General features: G+C 57.1%; 13 protein-coding genes. 2 read left to right on the top strand and 11 right to left on the bottom strand.

The annotated features are described in order from the left end of the window. Position 1 precedes the first annotated feature (1 nt). From V9K67_RS22450 to V9K67_RS22425, 6 genes are all read right to left on the bottom strand, one after another. Positions 2 to 1,345 carry a RagB/SusD family nutrient uptake outer membrane protein gene (locus V9K67_RS22450; RefSeq protein ID WP_336726471.1) on the bottom strand — a complete coding sequence of 448 codons (1,344 nt, stop codon included), beginning with the start codon at positions 1,343 to 1,345 and terminating at the stop codon, positions 2 to 4. A 41-nt stretch (positions 1,346 to 1,386) separates the two neighbouring features. After that, entirely contained in the window at positions 1,387 to 4,452 is a 3,066-nt protein-coding gene (locus V9K67_RS22445; protein ID WP_336726469.1) for a SusC/RagA family TonB-linked outer membrane protein, read from the bottom strand. A gap of 496 nt (positions 4,453 to 4,948) precedes the next feature. Next, on the bottom strand, positions 4,949 to 6,793 hold the full coding sequence (asnB, locus tag V9K67_RS22440; RefSeq protein ID WP_336726467.1) for an asparagine synthase (glutamine-hydrolyzing): 1,845 nt from the start codon (positions 6,791 to 6,793) through the stop codon (positions 4,949 to 4,951). A gap of 11 nt (positions 6,794 to 6,804) precedes the next feature. Beyond that, positions 6,805 to 7,434, bottom strand: a complete 630-nt coding sequence (locus tag V9K67_RS22435; RefSeq protein ID WP_336726465.1) for a DUF2911 domain-containing protein — start codon at positions 7,432 to 7,434, stop codon at positions 6,805 to 6,807. Between the two features lie 139 nt (positions 7,435 to 7,573). Next, positions 7,574 to 8,149: a DUF2911 domain-containing protein gene (locus tag V9K67_RS22430; RefSeq protein ID WP_336726464.1), complete on the bottom strand. Its 576-nt coding sequence runs from the start codon at positions 8,147 to 8,149 to the stop codon at positions 7,574 to 7,576. Between the two features lie 62 nt (positions 8,150 to 8,211). Next, positions 8,212 to 8,802: an acyl carrier protein phosphodiesterase gene (locus tag V9K67_RS22425; RefSeq protein ID WP_336726463.1), complete on the bottom strand. Its 591-nt coding sequence runs from the start codon at positions 8,800 to 8,802 to the stop codon at positions 8,212 to 8,214. Positions 8,803 to 8,931: 129 nt separating this feature from the next. Here V9K67_RS22425 and V9K67_RS22420 point away from each other — a divergent pair, with 129 nt between their 5' ends. Further along, the gene (locus V9K67_RS22420; RefSeq protein ID WP_336726462.1) at positions 8,932 to 9,906 is read left to right on the top strand and encodes a deoxyhypusine synthase family protein; all 975 of its coding nucleotides are present in this window, start codon (positions 8,932 to 8,934) and stop codon (positions 9,904 to 9,906) included. Positions 9,907 to 9,997: 91 nt separating this feature from the next. On the opposite strand, the gene rpiB is transcribed toward V9K67_RS22420, so the two are convergent. From rpiB to gmk, 5 genes are all read right to left on the bottom strand, one after another. Beyond that, complete coding sequence (gene rpiB / locus V9K67_RS22415) at positions 9,998 to 10,450, bottom strand: ribose 5-phosphate isomerase B (protein ID WP_336726460.1); 453 nt, start codon at positions 10,448 to 10,450, stop codon at positions 9,998 to 10,000. A gap of 39 nt (positions 10,451 to 10,489) precedes the next feature. After that, the gene (tatC, locus tag V9K67_RS22410; protein ID WP_336726458.1) at positions 10,490 to 11,341 is read right to left on the bottom strand and encodes a twin-arginine translocase subunit TatC; all 852 of its coding nucleotides are present in this window, start codon (positions 11,339 to 11,341) and stop codon (positions 10,490 to 10,492) included. Between the two features lie 132 nt (positions 11,342 to 11,473). Beyond that, complete coding sequence (locus V9K67_RS22405) at positions 11,474 to 14,056, bottom strand: zinc-dependent metalloprotease (RefSeq protein ID WP_336726456.1); 2,583 nt, start codon at positions 14,054 to 14,056, stop codon at positions 11,474 to 11,476. Between the two features lie 211 nt (positions 14,057 to 14,267). Continuing rightward, positions 14,268 to 15,533 (bottom strand): hemolysin family protein, encoded by a 1,266-nt coding sequence (locus tag V9K67_RS22400; protein WP_336726455.1) that lies wholly within the window; start codon positions 15,531 to 15,533, stop codon positions 14,268 to 14,270. A 152-nt stretch (positions 15,534 to 15,685) separates the two neighbouring features. After that, positions 15,686 to 16,267 (bottom strand): guanylate kinase, encoded by a 582-nt coding sequence (gene gmk, locus V9K67_RS22395; protein ID WP_336726454.1) that lies wholly within the window; start codon positions 16,265 to 16,267, stop codon positions 15,686 to 15,688. 201 nt (positions 16,268 to 16,468) lie between these two features. On the opposite strand from gmk, the gene V9K67_RS22390 reads away from it, so the two are divergent. After that, positions 16,469 to 17,056 (top strand): nitroreductase family protein, encoded by a 588-nt coding sequence (locus V9K67_RS22390; protein WP_336726453.1) that lies wholly within the window; start codon positions 16,469 to 16,471, stop codon positions 17,054 to 17,056. Positions 17,057 to 17,113 lie beyond the last annotated feature (57 nt).

Below are 17,113 nucleotides of genomic sequence, written 5' to 3'. Positions count from 1 at the left end.
TTTAATATCCCAGGTTTTGGTCCAGCGCTTTGTCGATCAGGCGTTGCTCGGCGGGTATGGGCAGCACCAGGCGGTTGGGGTCGGTCACGTTCAGCACGGCGGCGGCGCGGCCGGTGCGTACCAGGTCGAACCAGCGGTGCGGCTCGAAGGCGAACTCCAGGCGGCGCTCCTGCTCGATGGCCAGCAGGGCCTCTTCAGGGGTAGTGGCCGCGGCCTGCACCAGGCCGGCACGGTCGCGAACGGCATTGAGGTCGCTGAGCGCTTCCACCAGGCGGGTGGCGCCCTGGCGGGCCCGCGCTTCGGCGCGAATGAGGTAGAGTTCGGCTATGCGGATCACGTAGGTAGGGTCCGTGGCGGGGTTGCGGTAGTACAGGGTGCCGTACCAGCGGTTTTGCTTGTCCCTGGCCACCAGCACGCTGCGGTTGCCGCCCACCAGGGGATTGTTCACCAGGGCCACGAAGGCGTCGCCGGGCGCCCATTGGCGGGTGCCGCCGTTCTCCTGCGGCTGCCACTGGTTGCGGTGCCCGTTAGTTTCGGCGCTGCTGTAAAAAATCTCGAATACCGACTCCTGCGTGCCGCGGACGTCGCCGGCAAAGAAGGCGCTGTACGGCTTCAGCAGCTTATAGCTGGCATCGCCAATCAGCTTGGAGGCATATTCTTCGGCCTTCTGCCAGTTTTTCTGATAGAGGTAAAAGCGGGCCTTCAGCGCCCATACGGTCCGCTGGGTAGCCCGGTAGCGGTCCACTGTGTTGGGCAGCAGGGGCTCGGCGGCATCGAGGTCTTTCAATACCTGGGAAAAAGTTTCTTCTACGGTAGCCCTCTTCACCCCCACGTTGTCCGACTGGTCCCGGGTGGGCTGGGTGATCAGCGGAACGCCGCCCCATACCCTTGCCAGGTCGAAATAGGCCAGGGCCCGGATGAAATAGGCCTCGCCGGTGATCGGGGCCCGCTGCGCCGCGGTGAAGGAAGCGTCGCTTACCTCGCTTACTTTTTTGATGACGTTATTGGCGCGGTTGATGGTGCGGTAGATGGCGATCCACACGGTGTTGATAGTGGCGTTCTCCGCATTCACTTTGTGGTTGATAAACTCCTGCACCTGCGATTGCGAGCCGGTCCACTGGACGTTGTCGCCCGATAAATAACCGATCGACTGGAAGCTGGTGCCGTAGTAGCCGCCGTCGGCCAGGGCGCTGTACACGCCGCGGAGGGCGGTTTCGGCGGAGGCCTTGTCCACGATGGTCTGGTCGTCGGAGAGGGAAGCCCGGGGCTCCACCTCCAGGTATTTCCCGCAGGAGCTGAAAGCGAGAACGATGAGGAAGAGTATGCTGTAGTTCAGAATTTTCATGATGATTTGCTTTATCTGTCTGGAATAGGGAATAGCGCTGCTTAGAGCGTCAGGCTCACGCCCACCTGCAGGCCACGGGGCTGCGGCGGCGTACCCAGGTCGATGCCCTGCTCGTTCTGGCCGCTGCTGGAGCTGCTCTCGGGGTCGAGGCCGGTGTATTTGGTCCAGGTAAACAGGTTGCTGCCCACGGCATAGAAGCGTACCGACTCGATCCTGGCCTTCTGCGTCAGGGCCTTGGGCAGGGTATAGCCCAGGGTCAATGAGCGCAGGCGCAGGAACGATCCGTCTTCCAGCCAGCGGCTGCCGCCGTCGCGGTAGTTGTTCACGTTCACGCCGTCGGGGCGGGGCACGTCGGTGATGTCACCGGGCTGCTGCCAGCGATCGAGGTTGCTGGCGAAAATGATGCGGGCCGCATCACGGGCGCCGCCGCCCTCGCCGAAGAACCGGTTGTGGTTGTAGATCTTGTTGCCGTACTGGAACGACAGCAACAGGCCGGCGTCAAAGCCTTTATAGGAAAGGTTGTTGGTCAGGCCGCCGAAAAACTTCGGCCAGATGCTGCCGTAGATCTGCCGGTCGTCCACCGTGATCTTGCCGTCCTTGTTCACATCCTCGTATACGGCGTTGCCGGTTTGGGGATCGACATATAATTGTTTGTACACCCAGAAGGAATAGAGCGGGTAACCTTCCTGTTGCAGGATCAGGTCGCGGCTGCCGTACTTCAGCGGCGCATTCAGCTTCTCGATGCGGTTCTTGTTGCGCGCAACGTTAAAGGAGGTATTCCAGGTAAAGCTTTCCGTGCGGACGTTGGCGGTATTCAGCACGAACTCGAAGCCCTTGTTGCTGATCTCCGCCGTGTTGCTCCAGTAGCTGCTGAACCCGGAAGTCGCGGGCTGCGACACCTGCAGCAAACCGTCGCGGGTGTATTTATCATATACGTTCAGTTCGATGTTCACGCGGTCGCGGAACAGGCCCAGGTCCAGGCCGGCGTTGAACTGGGTGGTTTTTTCCCAGCGCAGGTCCTGGTTGGCCAGTTGCTGCGGGGCGGTGCCGGCACTGCCCTGGTAGGGCGTACCGCCGGACCACAGGCCCAGGGCGGCAAAGTCGCCGATGCCGTTCTGGTTGCCCACGAGGCCGTAGCTGGCGCGGAGCTTTAAGTTGCTCACGTGGTCCACCTGTTTCAGAAAATCTTCCTGGGCCACTTTCCAGGCCAGGCCGACGGCGGGGAAGTAGCCCCACTTGTGGTCCTTGCCGAAGCGGGAGGAACCATCGGCGCGGATGCTGAAGTCGACCAGGTATTTGCCGGCATAGTTATAATCCAGCTTGGAGAAGAAGGAGGCGAGGCTGCTCTTCGTCCAGGATTGCGAGCTGGTGGTAGTGGCCGCCGAGGAGATCAGCTTGAAGGAGTTGTTGGCAAAGCCCCTGCCCTCCGCGCCGGTGCGGGTATACACATCGCTTTGCAGGGTGTTGCCCACCAGGGCGCCGAACTGGTGGCGGCCTTCTTTCTTGCGGTACTGCAGCGTCTGCTCGTTCAGCAGGGTGGTGAACTGACCGATGGAAGAAGTGGCCAAACCATTAGGGCTTCCGGAAATCAAATAATTATTCCAGTATTCCGACTCGTTGTAGTTATTATAATCGGCGCCGAAGCTGGAATGGAATTTCAAATTAGGCAGCAGTTCCGCGTCGGCATACAGGTTGCCGATATAGCGCAGGCTTACGGAATGCACGTCGTAATACTTCATCAGCAGGCTTACGTTGTCGAAGCCTGCCCGGCCCACCAGCACGCCCTGTTCATTGTAAGGCGACAGGTAGGTGGGGGTATGCAGGGCTGCCTGCAGCAGGCCGCCCGCGGGGCCGTCGCCCGCCCGGGCCTGGTTGCGGAATGCCCGGGTAAAGCTGTTGCTGACGCCCACTTTGAGCTTTTCGTTGATCTTCTGGTCGAGGTTTACTTTAAAGCTGGCGCGGCTGAAATCGATGGGACGCAGGATGGCCTCCTGCTTGTTGAAGCCGCCGCCGATATAGTAGCGGGTGGTTTTGGTACCGCCGGTCAGGGAGATGTCGTGGTTCTGCAGGCTGGCCGTACGGAACACCTCGCCCAGGCGGTCGTAGGTCTGCTGCTCTTCCGGCAGGCCGCGGCCGCCTTCCGATACGGGGCGGAACGGGCGGTTGGCAGAGGTGCGGTTCAGGGAAGGATCGTCCTTGCCGGTATTGATCCACCACTCGTTCACCAGCTGCGCATGTTCGGGGCCGGTAGTCAGGTCCCACAGCTTTTGCGCTTTTGCCCAACCGTAAGAGGAATTGATAGCGACGGTGGGGCGCTGGTTGAAATTCCCGCGCTTGGTGGTAATTAAGATAACGCCGTTGGCGCCGCGGGCACCGTACAGGGCGGTGGATTCGGCGTCTTTCAATACCTCGATGCTTTCAATGTCGGCCGGGTTGATATCGGCAATGGGGGAGGTGGCTTTACCGCCGGTACCGATCGACTGCAGGGAAGTGTTGTTTATAAACACGCCGTCCACTACGTAGAGCGGGTCGTTGTCGGCATTGATGGAGGTGGCGCCGCGTACGCGGATGTTCACCGCTTCGCCGGGTACGCCGGTATTGCTGGAGATCTGCACGCCGGTGACCTTTCCCTGCAGCTGGGCGTCGAAGCTGCCCGCAGGGATATTTTTGGTTTCCGCCGGGTTCACCTTGGTAATGGAGCCAATAAGGTTTCTTCTTTCCTGGGTGCCGTAGCCCACCACCACAACGTCATTGAGCTGGGTGCTGGTCTGCTGCAGGCTGATGGGGAAAAAGGTGTCGGCCGTCTGGGTAACTTCAAAGGTTTCGTAGCCTACAAAACTAACGACATAGGTTACGGGCAGTCGCTGCCCGGTGAGGAAATGGAATTCGCCTTTGTTATCGGTCACCACTTCGTGGGTGGTTCCTTTAATATGCACCGTAGCGCCGGCCAGCGGCAGCCTGGTACCGCGATCCAGCACTTTGCCGTTAAAGGTGATGTTGTTGTTCTGCGCCTGTGCGGGAAAAAGCGAGAGGCCGAACAGGGCGGCCGCCAGCAGGGAGCCTTGAGCACGCCATTGCTTTTTAGCCTTGTAAACTATTTTCTTCATGTGAATGTGTGAATGATTGATGAGCTGATTCGGGGAGGTTACAGGAAGCTGTCCTTGCTTGGAGGACATAGGATTCCCAGGTGTTTTCCCAACAACGGCCGGGCGTTGCACTCAAAGCCAATCGCCGACTTTTTTTTGCAATCGACTACCGGCCCGTTGGTTGGAAAACAGGATATGATGGGGCTGTCAGCAGGATACCTGCCGATACGGCCGAATAAGGAAGCGTGTGGGGAACTACCTACAGGTACAACAACACATTCGTGTGGAGAATCGACAATAGACATGAATCGCCTGAGCGTCCCGGATTGAGTGCTTTACAGAGTACATTACCGTTTACGTTTTTGATGAATGGTTTCATCAGCGCTGCTGGCGATTAACAGGACTGATGATCAGGGTAAAATTTAGTCTACTAAATTTGTGGACAAATATAGACGCATTCGGGCAAATGAAAAAACTTTGAAGAAAAAAAGTCCTCCGGGTCTTTTCAGGAGCCCCTTTAAAACAAATACGAAGCAGACCAGAAGCGCCAGTGAAAGTTGCCGGCGGCGTGGGCATCGGAAGGGATAATGGGCTGGCCCACTGCTTTTTTAGAGATAATTCCTTTGTCCGCCAGCAGCCGTTTGGCTTCCCTTATGCGCTCCTGCACTGCCCCATCGGCCATCCATTTTTTCTGGGGCGGCTCGAAGCCTACTTTATCCTTGCGCCACACGATCTCCTGCGGCAGCATCGGTTCGGCGGCCTGCCGCAGCAGCCACTTGGTCCAGCCCTGCCGGATCTTGAGGTGGGGCGGCAGTGCAAACAGGAATTCCACCAGGCGGTGGTCGAGGAAGGGCAGGCGCACTTCCACGGCATGGGCCATGCTGTTGCGGTCGGCATAGCGCAGCAGCTCCTCGAGGCCGTTCAAAAAAGTATTGTAGTACAGCACGCCGTTCAGATCGGGCCGGGCGGGCAGGCTGTAATACAGGTGCCGCTTCTGAGCATGGGCAAAGTCCTCTTCCCAAAACGGCAGGCGGGCGGCTTCCCTGGCTTTTTGACTTTGCAGCAGCGCCCCGGCGAAGTGGGGGAACAGGGCCGCCGCCTTGTTCTTTAACGTAAAGGGCTCCGTTACGCCCAGGGCACGCGCCGCGGCCAGCTCGCCACTCCGCCCTAACTTACCGGCAGCATACAGCTCCTGCCAGTACCATTTGTAATACTTATGATAACCCGCCAGCAGTTCGTCGGCGCCCTGGCCGTCGAGCAGCACCGTTACCCCTGCCCTTTTCGCCGCGGCGTACACCTTGTACTGGGCCAGCGTGCTGGCCGAGCCCACCGGCTCTTCCTGGTGCCGCATCAGCCGGTCCATTTCTGCTGCCATGCCGCTTCCGTCCACAGTCACCCTATGGTGCCGCAGACCAAAGCGGCTGGCTACCGCGGCGGCATAGCGTTCCTCGCTTTTTTCATAACCAGGGAAAACGGCGGTGAAGCACTGGCGGGAATAGGTTTCCGGGGGCGCATTGGCGCAAAGGGCCGCCAGCAACGAGCTGTCCAGCCCGCCACTCAGGCTGGTGCCGGTGGCGACGTCGCTGCGCAGCCGTCGCTGCACCGAGGCGGACAGCAGCTCCCGCAGCCGCTCTACGGCTTCGGCATCGCCGACGTCCCTGCTCTCCGGCGCTTCCACGCCCCAGTAGCGCTCCAGCGCCAGCTCGTTGCGGGGCAGCGAATAACGCAGGAAGTGGGCGGCCGGCAGGCGGCGGATGCCTTCGTAAAAGGTTTCGCCGGGATCGAAAGGATTGGCCGTATAGCCGATAGAAAGATAATTATAGAGCAGGGAACGATTTACCTCCCGGGGCACACCGGCGGCCCACAGGGCCTTCATTTCGGAAGCGAACACCAGCTGGTCTTCATCATAAAAATAGAAAAAGGGCTTTTCGCCCAAACGGTCACGGGCGGCAAACAACTCCTGCTCCTGCTCGTCCCAGAGGGCGAAGGCGAACATACCGTCGAAACGCTGCAGGCAGTCCGCACCCCAGGCATCGTAGGCGGCCACCAGCACCTCGGTATCGGAAAGGGTGGTAAAGCGGTAGCCTTTCCGTTCCAGCTCCTGCTTCAGCTCCAGGTAATTATACAGTTCGCCGTTGTGTACCAGCACGTAGCGGCCAGCGAAGGCCATGGGTTGCCGCGACCGGCTGCCGGCATCCATGATGCACAGGCGCTGGTGGCCCAGGGCTACCGTTTCCGCCCCGTTCATCCACAGGCCCTCGTCCTCGGGTCCGCGGTGCTGCAGGGCAGCGGCCGCGGCGGCCACCCGTTGCCGGCTGACCAGGGGCGCAAGGGCCGAAACCATTCCGGCGATACCGCACATAACAAAAGAAATTAAAGTTGAAAAGGTAAGCGGGCTTCGGTATCGTCCCAGGCGATCACCAGGTTGCCGCCGGCGCCGGCACTAGCTTTCTCGAAGACCATGGTGAAGTTTTCCACGGGCGAAGTGGTCGGCTGCACGGGCACCTCAAAGCGGTAAAGGTCTTTGGAGGCATCCTGCTTCAGGCCCCAGGAGTAATTGCCGCTGTTGAACACCACGGTCCAGGTTTTTTCCTGGGGAATGGCATAGAGCACGTAGCGGCCCGGCCTTATCCGTTTTTTCTGGATGGTCACGGGCCGGAAGAATTCGATCTCGGTGGCTTCATTGGCACCCAGCCGCCAGGGCTCGCCCCATTTCAGCAGCGCGCCGAAGATCTTTCGCCCGTGTTTGTGCGGCCGGCTGTAAATAACCCTGGCCACTGGCGGGGCCGTGGTTTTCTTCGTGGTTTTGAGGATGGGGTAGTCGGGCGGAAAATAGCTGACGTCCATAGGCGACAGGTCTACCGGCATATAGGGATTGGGCGGGGCGGGCGCCACCACCGTGGTTTTGCGGGGAATGATCTTTTCCGTGCCGGTACGGGTAGGGACAGGCTCGTCGCACGAGGCCAACAACAGCAGCAAACAGATAGCGGGAAAAAACTTCATGGTGAAAATTACGGTTCAGTCGGAGGTCCGAAAGTCCAAAAGTCGGAAAGTCCGGGAGATTTTAACCGTATTAATTGAAGAGATCAGCCAAAGCAATTTCGGATGTCGTCTCGCCTTGGGCGAGACGACATCCGAAATTTTATGGTTTCAGATCGATGGGCAGGGCTACCTCCACATCGTCCCAGGCAATAACCAGGCTGATGCCGGCACCCGCCTTGGTAAAGGTCATGGTAAACGGCTCCACCGGTGCCGGCAGCTTTTTTACCGGCACGTCCACCCGCGCCACGTCTTTCTTTTCATCGTATTTAAAGGCGCCCCAGGTATCGGTTTCCCTGTTCACGATCAGGGTCCACTGTTCGGGGTTCACCAGGGCGTAAAGCGTATATTTTCCTTTGACCACCTTTTTGCCGCCGATCTTCACGTCGCGGTAGAACTCGATCTCGGTAGCCTCGTTGGCACCCAGGCGCCATACCTTATTATATTCCACCAGGTCGCCGAAAACGGCGCGGTTGCTTTTCTGGGGGCGGCTGTAGATGGCCCGCGCCACCAGGGGGCCGTTCGCTTTATCCTGGATTTTCAGCACGGGAAAGTTGGCCGGGTAGTAAGCCATATCCATGGGCGACTTATCGAGCCCGGGCAGGCGGTTGGCATCGGACTGGGCATCAGCAGCAAAAAAGAGGAGCAGCACTGCAAAAAAGAATACGCATTTCTTCATGGTTAACTCTGTTTGGAGAAAACGCAAAAATAGACCGTGGAAGTATGCGATTTGACGCTGAGTCAGGCAGTTAGCCGGTCAAATTGCTGTTTGGCAAAGATTTTAACATCTTTAAAAAAAAGCGTAAAGCACTGCTGCAGAAAGGAGTAGTGCTGTAAAAACAGCTCAAAGGCGGTATGGCTGTCGGAAAAGAAGCTCGACCGGCGCACCAGGCCGCGGATGCTCTTTTCCATGGCCGGGGTGGTGTGATACTGGTAGAGCCAGTTCTCCGTCTTCATGTAGGCAAAGGCCTGGATGAAGTGGGGCGGCAGGTGGGCGGAATACTCTTCCAGCACCCGGTACACCTCCTGGGAAAAGGCCAGCAGTCCCTCCGGGGCAAAGCAGTGGGGGTCGTTGGCCAGGAAATGGTCGAACAAAATATCGGTGATCACGCCGCTGAACAACCGGTAATGGGGACGGAACACTTCCTTGGCCTCCCGGGTAACGGGATGCTGGTCGGTAAATTCGTCGATCTGGCGGTGCAGGAGGATACCGCTGCGGATACCCGGGGGGTAGCGCTGCGCAGCATTCCCCTTCACAAAGTCGCTGATCATATTGCCGACCAGCACTTCTTTGTGACCGAAAGAGAGGTATGCGTGCGCGAGGAAGTTCATTCGCTTTCGTTGAGTTTACGCGTTTACGGGTTTACAAGTTTACGAGTTCCTGCGGAAGTTTCCCCTCAACTCGTAAACTCGTAAACTTGTAAACGCGTAAACTGTAATTTTGCCCCTCAAATTTTAACTATGAGCAAAGGACCGGTTTCGAAATTTATCGAGCACCATTACCGCCACTTCAACGCGGCGGCGCTGGTGGATGCAGCAAAAGGATATGAGCAACACCTGCTGGAAGGCGGCAAGATGATGATCACGCTGGCGGGCGCCATGAGTACCGCCGAGCTGGGCGTTTCCCTGGCCGAGATGATCCGCCAGGACAAAGTGCACATCATTTCGTGCACCGGCGCCAACCTGGAAGAGGACATCATGAACCTCGTAGCACATGACCACTACAAGCGCATCCCCAACTGGCGCGACCTGACGCCGGAGCAGGAATGGGAACTGCTGGAGCAGGGCCTGAACCGGGTAACCGATACCTGTATCCCTGAGGAGGAAGCCTTCCGCAAGATCCAGCAACACATTCACAAAACCTGGAAGGATGCCGCCGACAAAGGCGAGCGCTACTTCCCCCACGAATACATGTACCAGCTGCTGCTGAGCGAAGTGATGAAGGCCGACTACCAGATCGACCCCAAAGACAGCTGGATGATCGCAGCCGCGGAAAAGAACCTGCCCATCGTGGTAGGCGGCTGGGAAGACAGCACCATGGGCAACATCTTCGCTTCGTACGTATATAAGGGTGAGATCCCTGCCAGCACCATGAAGAGCGGTATCGAATACATGGTATGGCTGGCCAACTGGTACAAGGACAACAGCGGCGGCAAAGGCACCGGCTTCTTCCAGATCGGCGGCGGCATTGCCGGCGACTTCCCGATCTGCGTGGTGCCGATGATGTACCAGGACCTGGAAATGCACGAAATCCCGTTCTGGAGCTATTTCTGCCAGATCAGCGATTCCACCACTTCCTACGGTTCGTACTCCGGCGCCCACCCCAACGAAAAGATCACCTGGGGCAAGCTCGACATTCACACGCCCAAGTACATTATCGAAAGCGACGCCACCATCGTAGCGCCGCTGGTCTTCGCTTACCTGCTGGGCTGGTAAACCGAGGGTCTATAAATAGTAAAGGGTTTATAAGGGGCAAATCTTCATCACCCCTTATAAACCCTTTGTTGTTTGTGAAGCTGCCAACCGCTTAGCAGGAGATCTTTCCTACCCGCTTTTCATGGCGGCCGCCTTCGAATTCAGTGTTCAGGAAGGTTTCCACCATATGCAGCGCCGCATCTACCGACACGAAGCGCTGGGGCAGGCAGAGCACATTGGCATTGTTGTGCTGGCGCGAAAGCTCGGCCAGTTCCGGCTCCCAGCAAAGGGCGGCCCGTACGTCCTTGTACTTGTTGGCGGTAATGGCCACGCCGTTGCCGCTGCCGCATACCAGGATGCCGGCGGCCGCTTCGCTGTTCTGCACCGCCCCGGCAACCGGGTGGGCGAAGTCGGGGTAGTCGGCCGACTCCTCGCTGTAGGTGCCGTAATCTTTAAAGGCAATGCCTTTGCGGGTCAGGAACTCGACAATCTTTTCCTTATAGACGTAACCGGCATGGTCGGAGCCGATAGCGATCGGCTTGGACAGATCGAATGTATTACTCATAGTGCGTGCTTTCTTTTACAAAGTTTAGATTTTCCTTTCTTAACTCCATTCCTTCAGTTCGGCCTTCTGCTGTTCCTTTTCAATGCGGCGGGCCAGCAGGATGCTGATCTCGTACAGCACGATAAGGGGCACGGCTACCGTCAGCTGGCTGATGATATCAGGACCGGGGGTAATGATGCCGGCCACGATGAAGATAATGACGATGGCGTACTTGCGCACGTTCCGCAGGAATGTACCCGACACCACGCCGACCTTGGCCAGGAAATACATCACCAGCGGCAGCTGGAACGCCAGGCCGCTGCCGATGACCAGCGGGATCATCGTATCGATATAGCTCGAGATGGTCCATTTGTTCTCGATGTTCTCATCTATCTGGAAGGTGGAGAAGAAGTTGATGGTATAAGGCGAGATCACGAAATAGCCGAACAGGACGCCGGTAAAGAACAGGAAGGACACCCAAAAGATCACGCCCCGGGTTTTGCCCAGCTCTTTTTTGGTCAGCGCCGGCCGTACAAACCGCCAGAATTCGTAAAACACATAGGGGAAGGCCAGGATCAGGCCGCCGATGATGATGACGGAAAAGAACATGCTGAGCTGTCCGCTGACCACCGTATTCTGCATGGGCACATTCACCTCGCGGATACAAAGGGCGGCACCCAGTCCCAGCTTATTGCCGATCTTACACATCAGCACATAGGTGGGAAAATCAGCATGTGTCGGCCCCATCAAGATCTGGCGCACCACGAACTTGTTGTAGATGCCGATCAGGGTAGCCCCTATAGCGATGGCGATAACCGAACGGAGCAGGTGCCCCCGCAACACATCCAGGTGATCTATGAACGACATCTCGGCCCGGTCATCCTGCGGCAGGCCTCTTTGTAAAATTTTCAAAGCCATTTTTGCAATAAAGGGTGCAAAGATAATGAGGATAAGCCGCCATCAATAAAGCCCGGCCATATAGCCGGGCTTTTCCCTGTTAATTTACGGGGGTCTTCGACCCTTTGCTATTTTTATGCGTGCAGCTTATTGCGGTTTGAGGGCATTATTGATCAGGAATAGCAGGGAAGAGCGGTGGGCCTTCGTCTCCTCGTTGGTGGAAACGGCGCCCGCCAGCAGCGCTTTTACCTTCTTCAACGAATGCAGGGCGCCCGCCTTGGCCACATCGTCAAAGCCAATGGCCCGCTCGCCGGAGATGGAGATCAACCCTTTTACAAATTGCGTCTGCAGGTACTGGCGGTACACGTTGACATTGGTTTTCAGGTCGGCGGCGAAAATGCCCGTGGTCAGGTCGCCGAGCACGGAGGCCACGCTGTATTGGTTGCCGTACAGGCGGCTGTTGGTGATCCGCTGCAGGGTGTTGGGGTGCATGATATGCGCCAGGGCGCCGCTGATCTGGTTGTTCAGCACCGTGGCCGTGATCTTGTAGTCGTCGCCGCCGGTCGCCTGGTTAAAGCCGCGTCGCTGGGGCTGCAGGTACGGGAATATGGCGGCATCGGCGTCAAAAGCGGTCGGCGCAAATACATAGCGGGTCAGCACGGCCATTGCCTCTTTCTGAACGGAAAGGGGAACGGGTGTGAACGGCTTGGCGGGCGAACGCTGCTCGGGAAAGCTCCGGTCGACATACACCCCGCCGATATAGCGGCTTACCGCCGAGATCATGCTCAGGCGCTGGCCCTGCAGGGTGTTGTAGCGTGCCCGCAGCTCGGCATACGACTGGCCGGGCTTGCTGTAGCGCTGTACCAGGGAACCCATCAGGTTGTTCACCACCTGGAAGCGCTGGGCGGCATAAGCGACCGCATCGCTGGTGAGGTCGTTGACGTTCACCCGGGGGTCCATGGCCTTACCCGGCGCCCGCATGTCGTCGCCATCGTTGCCGAAGGCCAGCTTGGGGTCGGTGCTGCGGAACAGGATCTTTTTCAAACCCCCTTCCTCCTCGCTTTCGGAGAAAGGCTTGTAGCCGTACTCGATGGCCCACAGGTCGTAGGGGCCGGCAACCGAGGTATAATAATCGCCCTGCTCCTTGCGGTTGAGCGCAATATTGGAGGCCGGGTAGTCCATTACGGAAGCCACCAGCCCGTATTTGCGGGTCAGCTCTTTATTGTTGATCTCCTTGAGCGACCACATCTGGCTGGCCATCATGTTGTGGTTCAGCCCGAGGGTATGGCCCATTTCGTGCAGGATCAGGTAGGTCAGGAACTGCCGGTGCATTTCGGTCATTTCCCGGGTATCGGCATTGGCAGCTTCCAGGGCAGTAAGGCTGGTGGCGTACTGGGCCTTCAGCTCCGCCGCCAGGGTGCAGGCGTTATGAGCGGTCGGCTCGGGCTGTTTCGCCAGCGCATCCCAACCGGCGGGACCGGTCTTGCCGTTCATCAACTCGTCGTAAACCGGGGTATTGCTGCCCGAGTACCATTCCACCGTGATATCGGCGCCCAGGATCTGGCCGGTCTTGGGGTTGACAAAGCTGGGCCCGATGGCGCCATAGGCCGGCACGGCGGAGGATACCCAGCGAATAACGTTGTAGCGGATGTCGGCCGGGTCCCAGGTGGCGGTGTCGGGCATGATCTTCATCTGGACGGCGTTTTTGAAACCGGCTTTCTCAAAGGCCGCGTTCCATTTCAGGCCGGCCTCCAGGATGGTTTGGCGGAAGGCCAGGGGCGTGGTGTTCTCGATCCAGAAAACGATCGGTTCTTTGGGTTCGCTCAGGGCGGCGGCAGGATCTTTTTTCTCCAGGTGCCAGCGGTTAATGATATCGCGGTAAGGAACGGCACTGATGCTGGTGAGGTCGGTCACCTGCTGGTTAAAATAGCCCACGCGGGGATCGTCGCGGCGGGGGCGGAAGTCGTTTTGCGGCAGCTCGATCAGGCTGTGCTGCAGGCGTACCCTTACGTAGCGGGCATCGGTGATGTCGGGGCCGCCCGTTACCCAGGCGTTGGGGTTATCGTAAGCCAGGTCCACTACGATGTCGGTATTGTCCGGAAAGGACCGGATGGCGTTGACTTTTGATTTAGAAGGGTTTAGGCCGCCCAGGCTGAAGGAAAGCGAACTGAACAGGCCGGGAGAGGTCTGCGGCTTGACGGGGTCCAGCTTTTCGCTGAGGAACAGCCCGTCAGCGCTGACGAGGTAGCCCGTGGAATCTTCGGCAATGATTTTTTCGGCCGTGATCACCGCTTCGGGCTTATCGACGTCCTTGGTCTTGCTGACCGGGCTTTCGGGGTCGTAATAAAAAGAGGTATTCACCCGGCTGAACTCGAGCTTATCAAAGGCCTTCTGCACCTTAAAGATGAAGTTGGACCGGTGCATACTCTGGTTGAGGTACAACGAGGTGGGACCGCTAATGGAAAAGCTCTGGTAGATGTATTCTTTTTGCAGCTGGTCCTTTTTCACGTACAGCTGGAGGGAGCCGTTCACCGAATCCTGGTACACGGTAAAGAGGCCGTCGGTTTTTTTGCTGGCTTTTACTTTATCGGAGATGCCGGCGGGCTTTTTGGGCTTCGCGGTATCGGCAGCCGGCGCCGGGGGCGCCGCAGGGACGGATTTTGCTTTGGACTGGGCATAGCCTGAAGCTGTCAGGCATAGAACAGCAAAGGAGAGGATCGCTTTTTTCATCGTGGAAGGCAATTAAAATTGGTTGAAAATAATGCCGGAATGAATGTTTCTTAAATGTAAACTGAAGAATGAAAAACAGGAAATGAAAATAAGAAAAATAGCCGGCAGGGATTGTTAAACTACAGCAGAGAGTCCATGAAATGGATGGGCGGTAACCCCCAATAAAAAGGCCCCTATGCTAGGGGCCGTTATCCATTCAATAGTTTTTATTCTATTTTAATATTTTGAGCTTGACCATCTCGATCCGGGTGTCGCTGACGCTGAGGATGTCGAACTCGTAGTCGTCGATAATGATCCGGTCTTTCTGGCGGGGGATGGTCTCGTGGTAGTTGATAATATAGCCCGACAGGGTTTCCGATTCGTTGTTGGTGAATTCGAGGTCGTATTTTTTGGAAATATAGTCCAGCTCCAGGCGGCCCGAGAAGATGTATTCGTTCTCGGAGATCTGCTTTTCCACGAATTCCTCGCTGTCGTATTCGTCCTGGATCTCGCCAAAGATCTCTTCCAGCACGTCTTCCATGGTCACGATGCCGGAGGTGCCGCCGAACTCGTCCACCACCCAGGCAATGCTTTTCCGCTCCTTGGTGAGCTTGTTCATCAGGTCGATGGCGCTCATGCTTTCGGGCACGGCCGGAATGGAAATGAGGATGGACTGCAGGCTGTCGGGGCTTTTGAACATGTCGAGCTGGTGCACGTAGCCCACGATGTTGTCGATATTGCCTTCGAAGACCACCAGCTTGCTCAGCTTGGTTTCAATAAACTTCTGGCGGGCCTCCTCGATGCCGATGCGGCTGTCCAGGCCGATGATCTCCTTACGGGGTACCAGGCACTGGCGGATCTTGATCTTGGACAGCTCCAGCACGTTCTCGAACAGCTCGGTATCTACCTCCTCCTGCTCGTGCTTGGCGTCTTCACTCTGCTGGAACAAAGTGCCCAGGTCCACCCGCGTAAAGGCTTCCTTCTTCTCGTTGACCCGCACGTTGAACACGTATTTCAGCATCCAGTTGGCCAGGTTGATGAAAGAGGCGGCCAGGGGCTGCAGCAGCTGGTAAAAGATATTGATGAGCCAGATCAGCCTCGAAAGAAAGATGCTGCTTTGCGCCCGGAAGAGGGCACGGGGCAGGAACTCGGCAAAGATCAGCACGATAAACGTGGACAGGATGATCTCGGCCACCAGGCGGGGGGTATTGTACTGGGGGTCCAGCAGGCCCACCCAGGTCCAGACAGGTTCCATAACCAGGCTGAACATGAGGGTAAAACCCACCAGAAAGAGGGTAAAGCCCAGGATGGAAACGCCCAGGAACTGCTCGGGGTTGTCGAAAAAGCGCGACAGCAGTTCCGCCCCGGGGCGTCCCTGCTTTTTCTTCAGCTCAATGCCAAAGCGGTTGGCGCTGTAGAAGGCCATTTCGATACCCGAAAAGAAGCCCATCATGATGATGGTGACGAAAAACCAAACCAACGTACTGACTGCTATCATTGTCATAAAGATAAACTACTCATCCATAAATCTAAGAGATAAAGAGGGGAAGGAGCTAAAGAGTAAAGAAGAAATAATCTGCTGCTGCCGGTAAGCAACCTCCTGCAGCGCCCTGTACTCTTCAACCCTTTATCTCTTTTTTTCTTTGTCGCTTAGCCTTCGAGGAAGTCAAAGATGGCCTTTTCGGCTTCGGCGCAGGCTTGATCAAGCTCGGCATTGACAATCACCTGGGTGAAGGAATGCTTGAACGACAGTTCGTAGGAGGCCTTGTTGATGCGGGCATTGAGGGAGTCCTCGCTTTCGGTACCACGGGAGGTCAGGCGCCGCTTCAGCTCGTCGATGCTGGGTGCCTCGATGAAGAGCGACAGGGTGGTTTCGGGGAATTGCTGCTGCACGTGGATGGCGCCCTTCACGTCAATATCCAGCACGGGCACCTTGCCCTCGTTCCAGATGCGCTGCAGCTCGGACTTGAGGGTGCCGTAATATTTTCCTTCGTACACCATCTCCCACTCCACGAACTCCTCGTGCTGGATCTTGTTCCGAAACTCCTCCTCGGTCATAAAATAATAATCCTTTCCACTTTTTTCGCTGTGGCGGCTCTGACGGGTGGCCGCGGAAATGGAAAAGGCCAGCTTTTCGGGGTATTTTCCCAGTAAATAACGGGTAATGCTGGTCTTGCCGGCACCCGAAGGGGCGGTCAAAATGATGATTTTCTGCTGCTTATTGATCGTCATGGCCTGCGAAGTTAAAGGAGTTTGTAGTTTGTAGTTTGTGGTTTGTAGTGAGGCGTAACGCCGGCAAGGGATGGCTAAGAATAAGAAGTGGCAAGCTGCCACTGCAATTTAACCCGTAAACTTGCATTTCAGGCCGTTAAGCACATTTCCAATAGCACGACAACTACAAACCACAAACAACAAACTACAAACCCTTCTAAAATGTCATACCAAATCGACGCCATCAACCACCTGATACGCCACCGCCGCTCGGTATTTCCCGCCCAGTTTGTTCCCGGCAAGAAGGCCGACGACGGCATTATCCGGCAGATCCTGGTAAACGCCACCTGGGCGCCGAACCACCACCATACCGAGCCCTGGCACTTCGTGGTGTTCACCGGCGAGGGACTGAAAAAGCTGTCCGACTTCCAGAGTGAATTATATAAGGAGGAATCCGGCGACCACTTCAAGCCGGAAAAATACCAGAAGCTGAAAAAATATCCCCTGCTGGCCTCGCACGTGGTAGCCCTGTGCATGAAGCGCAGTGCGGGCAAACGGGTGCCGGAGATCGAGGAAATTGAAGCCGTGGCCTGCGCCGCCCAAAACCTGGCGCTGTCGGTGGAAGCCTACGGCCTGGGAGGCTACTGGGCCAGCGGCGGCATTACGTATTCCAAAAAAGCAAAGCCTTTCTTCGGCCTGGGGGAAGAGGACAAGCTGCTCGGCTTTTTCTACATCGGCCACGTGGCCGTAGCCTCTCCCCGCAGCAAACGCCAGCCACTGGAGGAGAAGATGGTGTGGGTGAGTGAATAGGGATTGGGGTATTGGTTCATTGGTTAATTGGGAATTAGGGAGGGACAAGCTTCACTT

The organism is Huijunlia imazamoxiresistens (genome assembly GCF_037132455.1).
Classification (GTDB): Bacteria; Bacteroidota; Bacteroidia; order Chitinophagales; family Chitinophagaceae; genus Flavisolibacter; species Flavisolibacter imazamoxiresistens.
The sequence above is the reverse complement of the archived record's forward strand: the minus strand, read 5'-3'. Positions and strand labels throughout refer to the sequence as shown.

Excerpts from the sequence above, each read along its gene's own strand:
- V9K67_RS22450 (WP_336726471.1), bottom strand. The coding sequence starts at position 1,345 with ATGAAAATTCTGAACTACAGCATACTCTTCCTCATCGTTCTCGCTTTC.
- V9K67_RS22445 (WP_336726469.1), bottom strand. The coding sequence starts at position 4,452 with ATGAAGAAAATAGTTTACAAGGCTAAAAAGCAATGGCGTGCTCAAGGC.
- asnB (WP_336726467.1), bottom strand. The coding sequence starts at position 6,793 with ATGTGCGGTATCGCCGGAATGGTTTCGGCCCTTGCGCCCCTGGTCAGC.
- V9K67_RS22435 (WP_336726465.1), bottom strand. The coding sequence starts at position 7,434 with ATGAAGTTTTTTCCCGCTATCTGTTTGCTGCTGTTGTTGGCCTCGTGC.
- V9K67_RS22430 (WP_336726464.1), bottom strand. The coding sequence starts at position 8,149 with ATGAAGAAATGCGTATTCTTTTTTGCAGTGCTGCTCCTCTTTTTTGCT.
- V9K67_RS22425 (WP_336726463.1), bottom strand. The coding sequence starts at position 8,802 with ATGAACTTCCTCGCGCACGCATACCTCTCTTTCGGTCACAAAGAAGTG.
- V9K67_RS22420 (WP_336726462.1), top strand. The coding sequence starts at position 8,932 with ATGAGCAAAGGACCGGTTTCGAAATTTATCGAGCACCATTACCGCCAC.
- rpiB (WP_336726460.1), bottom strand. The coding sequence starts at position 10,450 with ATGAGTAATACATTCGATCTGTCCAAGCCGATCGCTATCGGCTCCGAC.
- V9K67_RS22405 (WP_336726456.1), bottom strand. The coding sequence starts at position 14,056 with ATGAAAAAAGCGATCCTCTCCTTTGCTGTTCTATGCCTGACAGCTTCA.
- V9K67_RS22400 (WP_336726455.1), bottom strand. The coding sequence starts at position 15,533 with ATGATAGCAGTCAGTACGTTGGTTTGGTTTTTCGTCACCATCATCATG.
- gmk (WP_336726454.1), bottom strand. The coding sequence starts at position 16,267 with ATGACGATCAATAAGCAGCAGAAAATCATCATTTTGACCGCCCCTTCG.
- V9K67_RS22390 (WP_336726453.1), top strand. The coding sequence starts at position 16,469 with ATGTCATACCAAATCGACGCCATCAACCACCTGATACGCCACCGCCGC.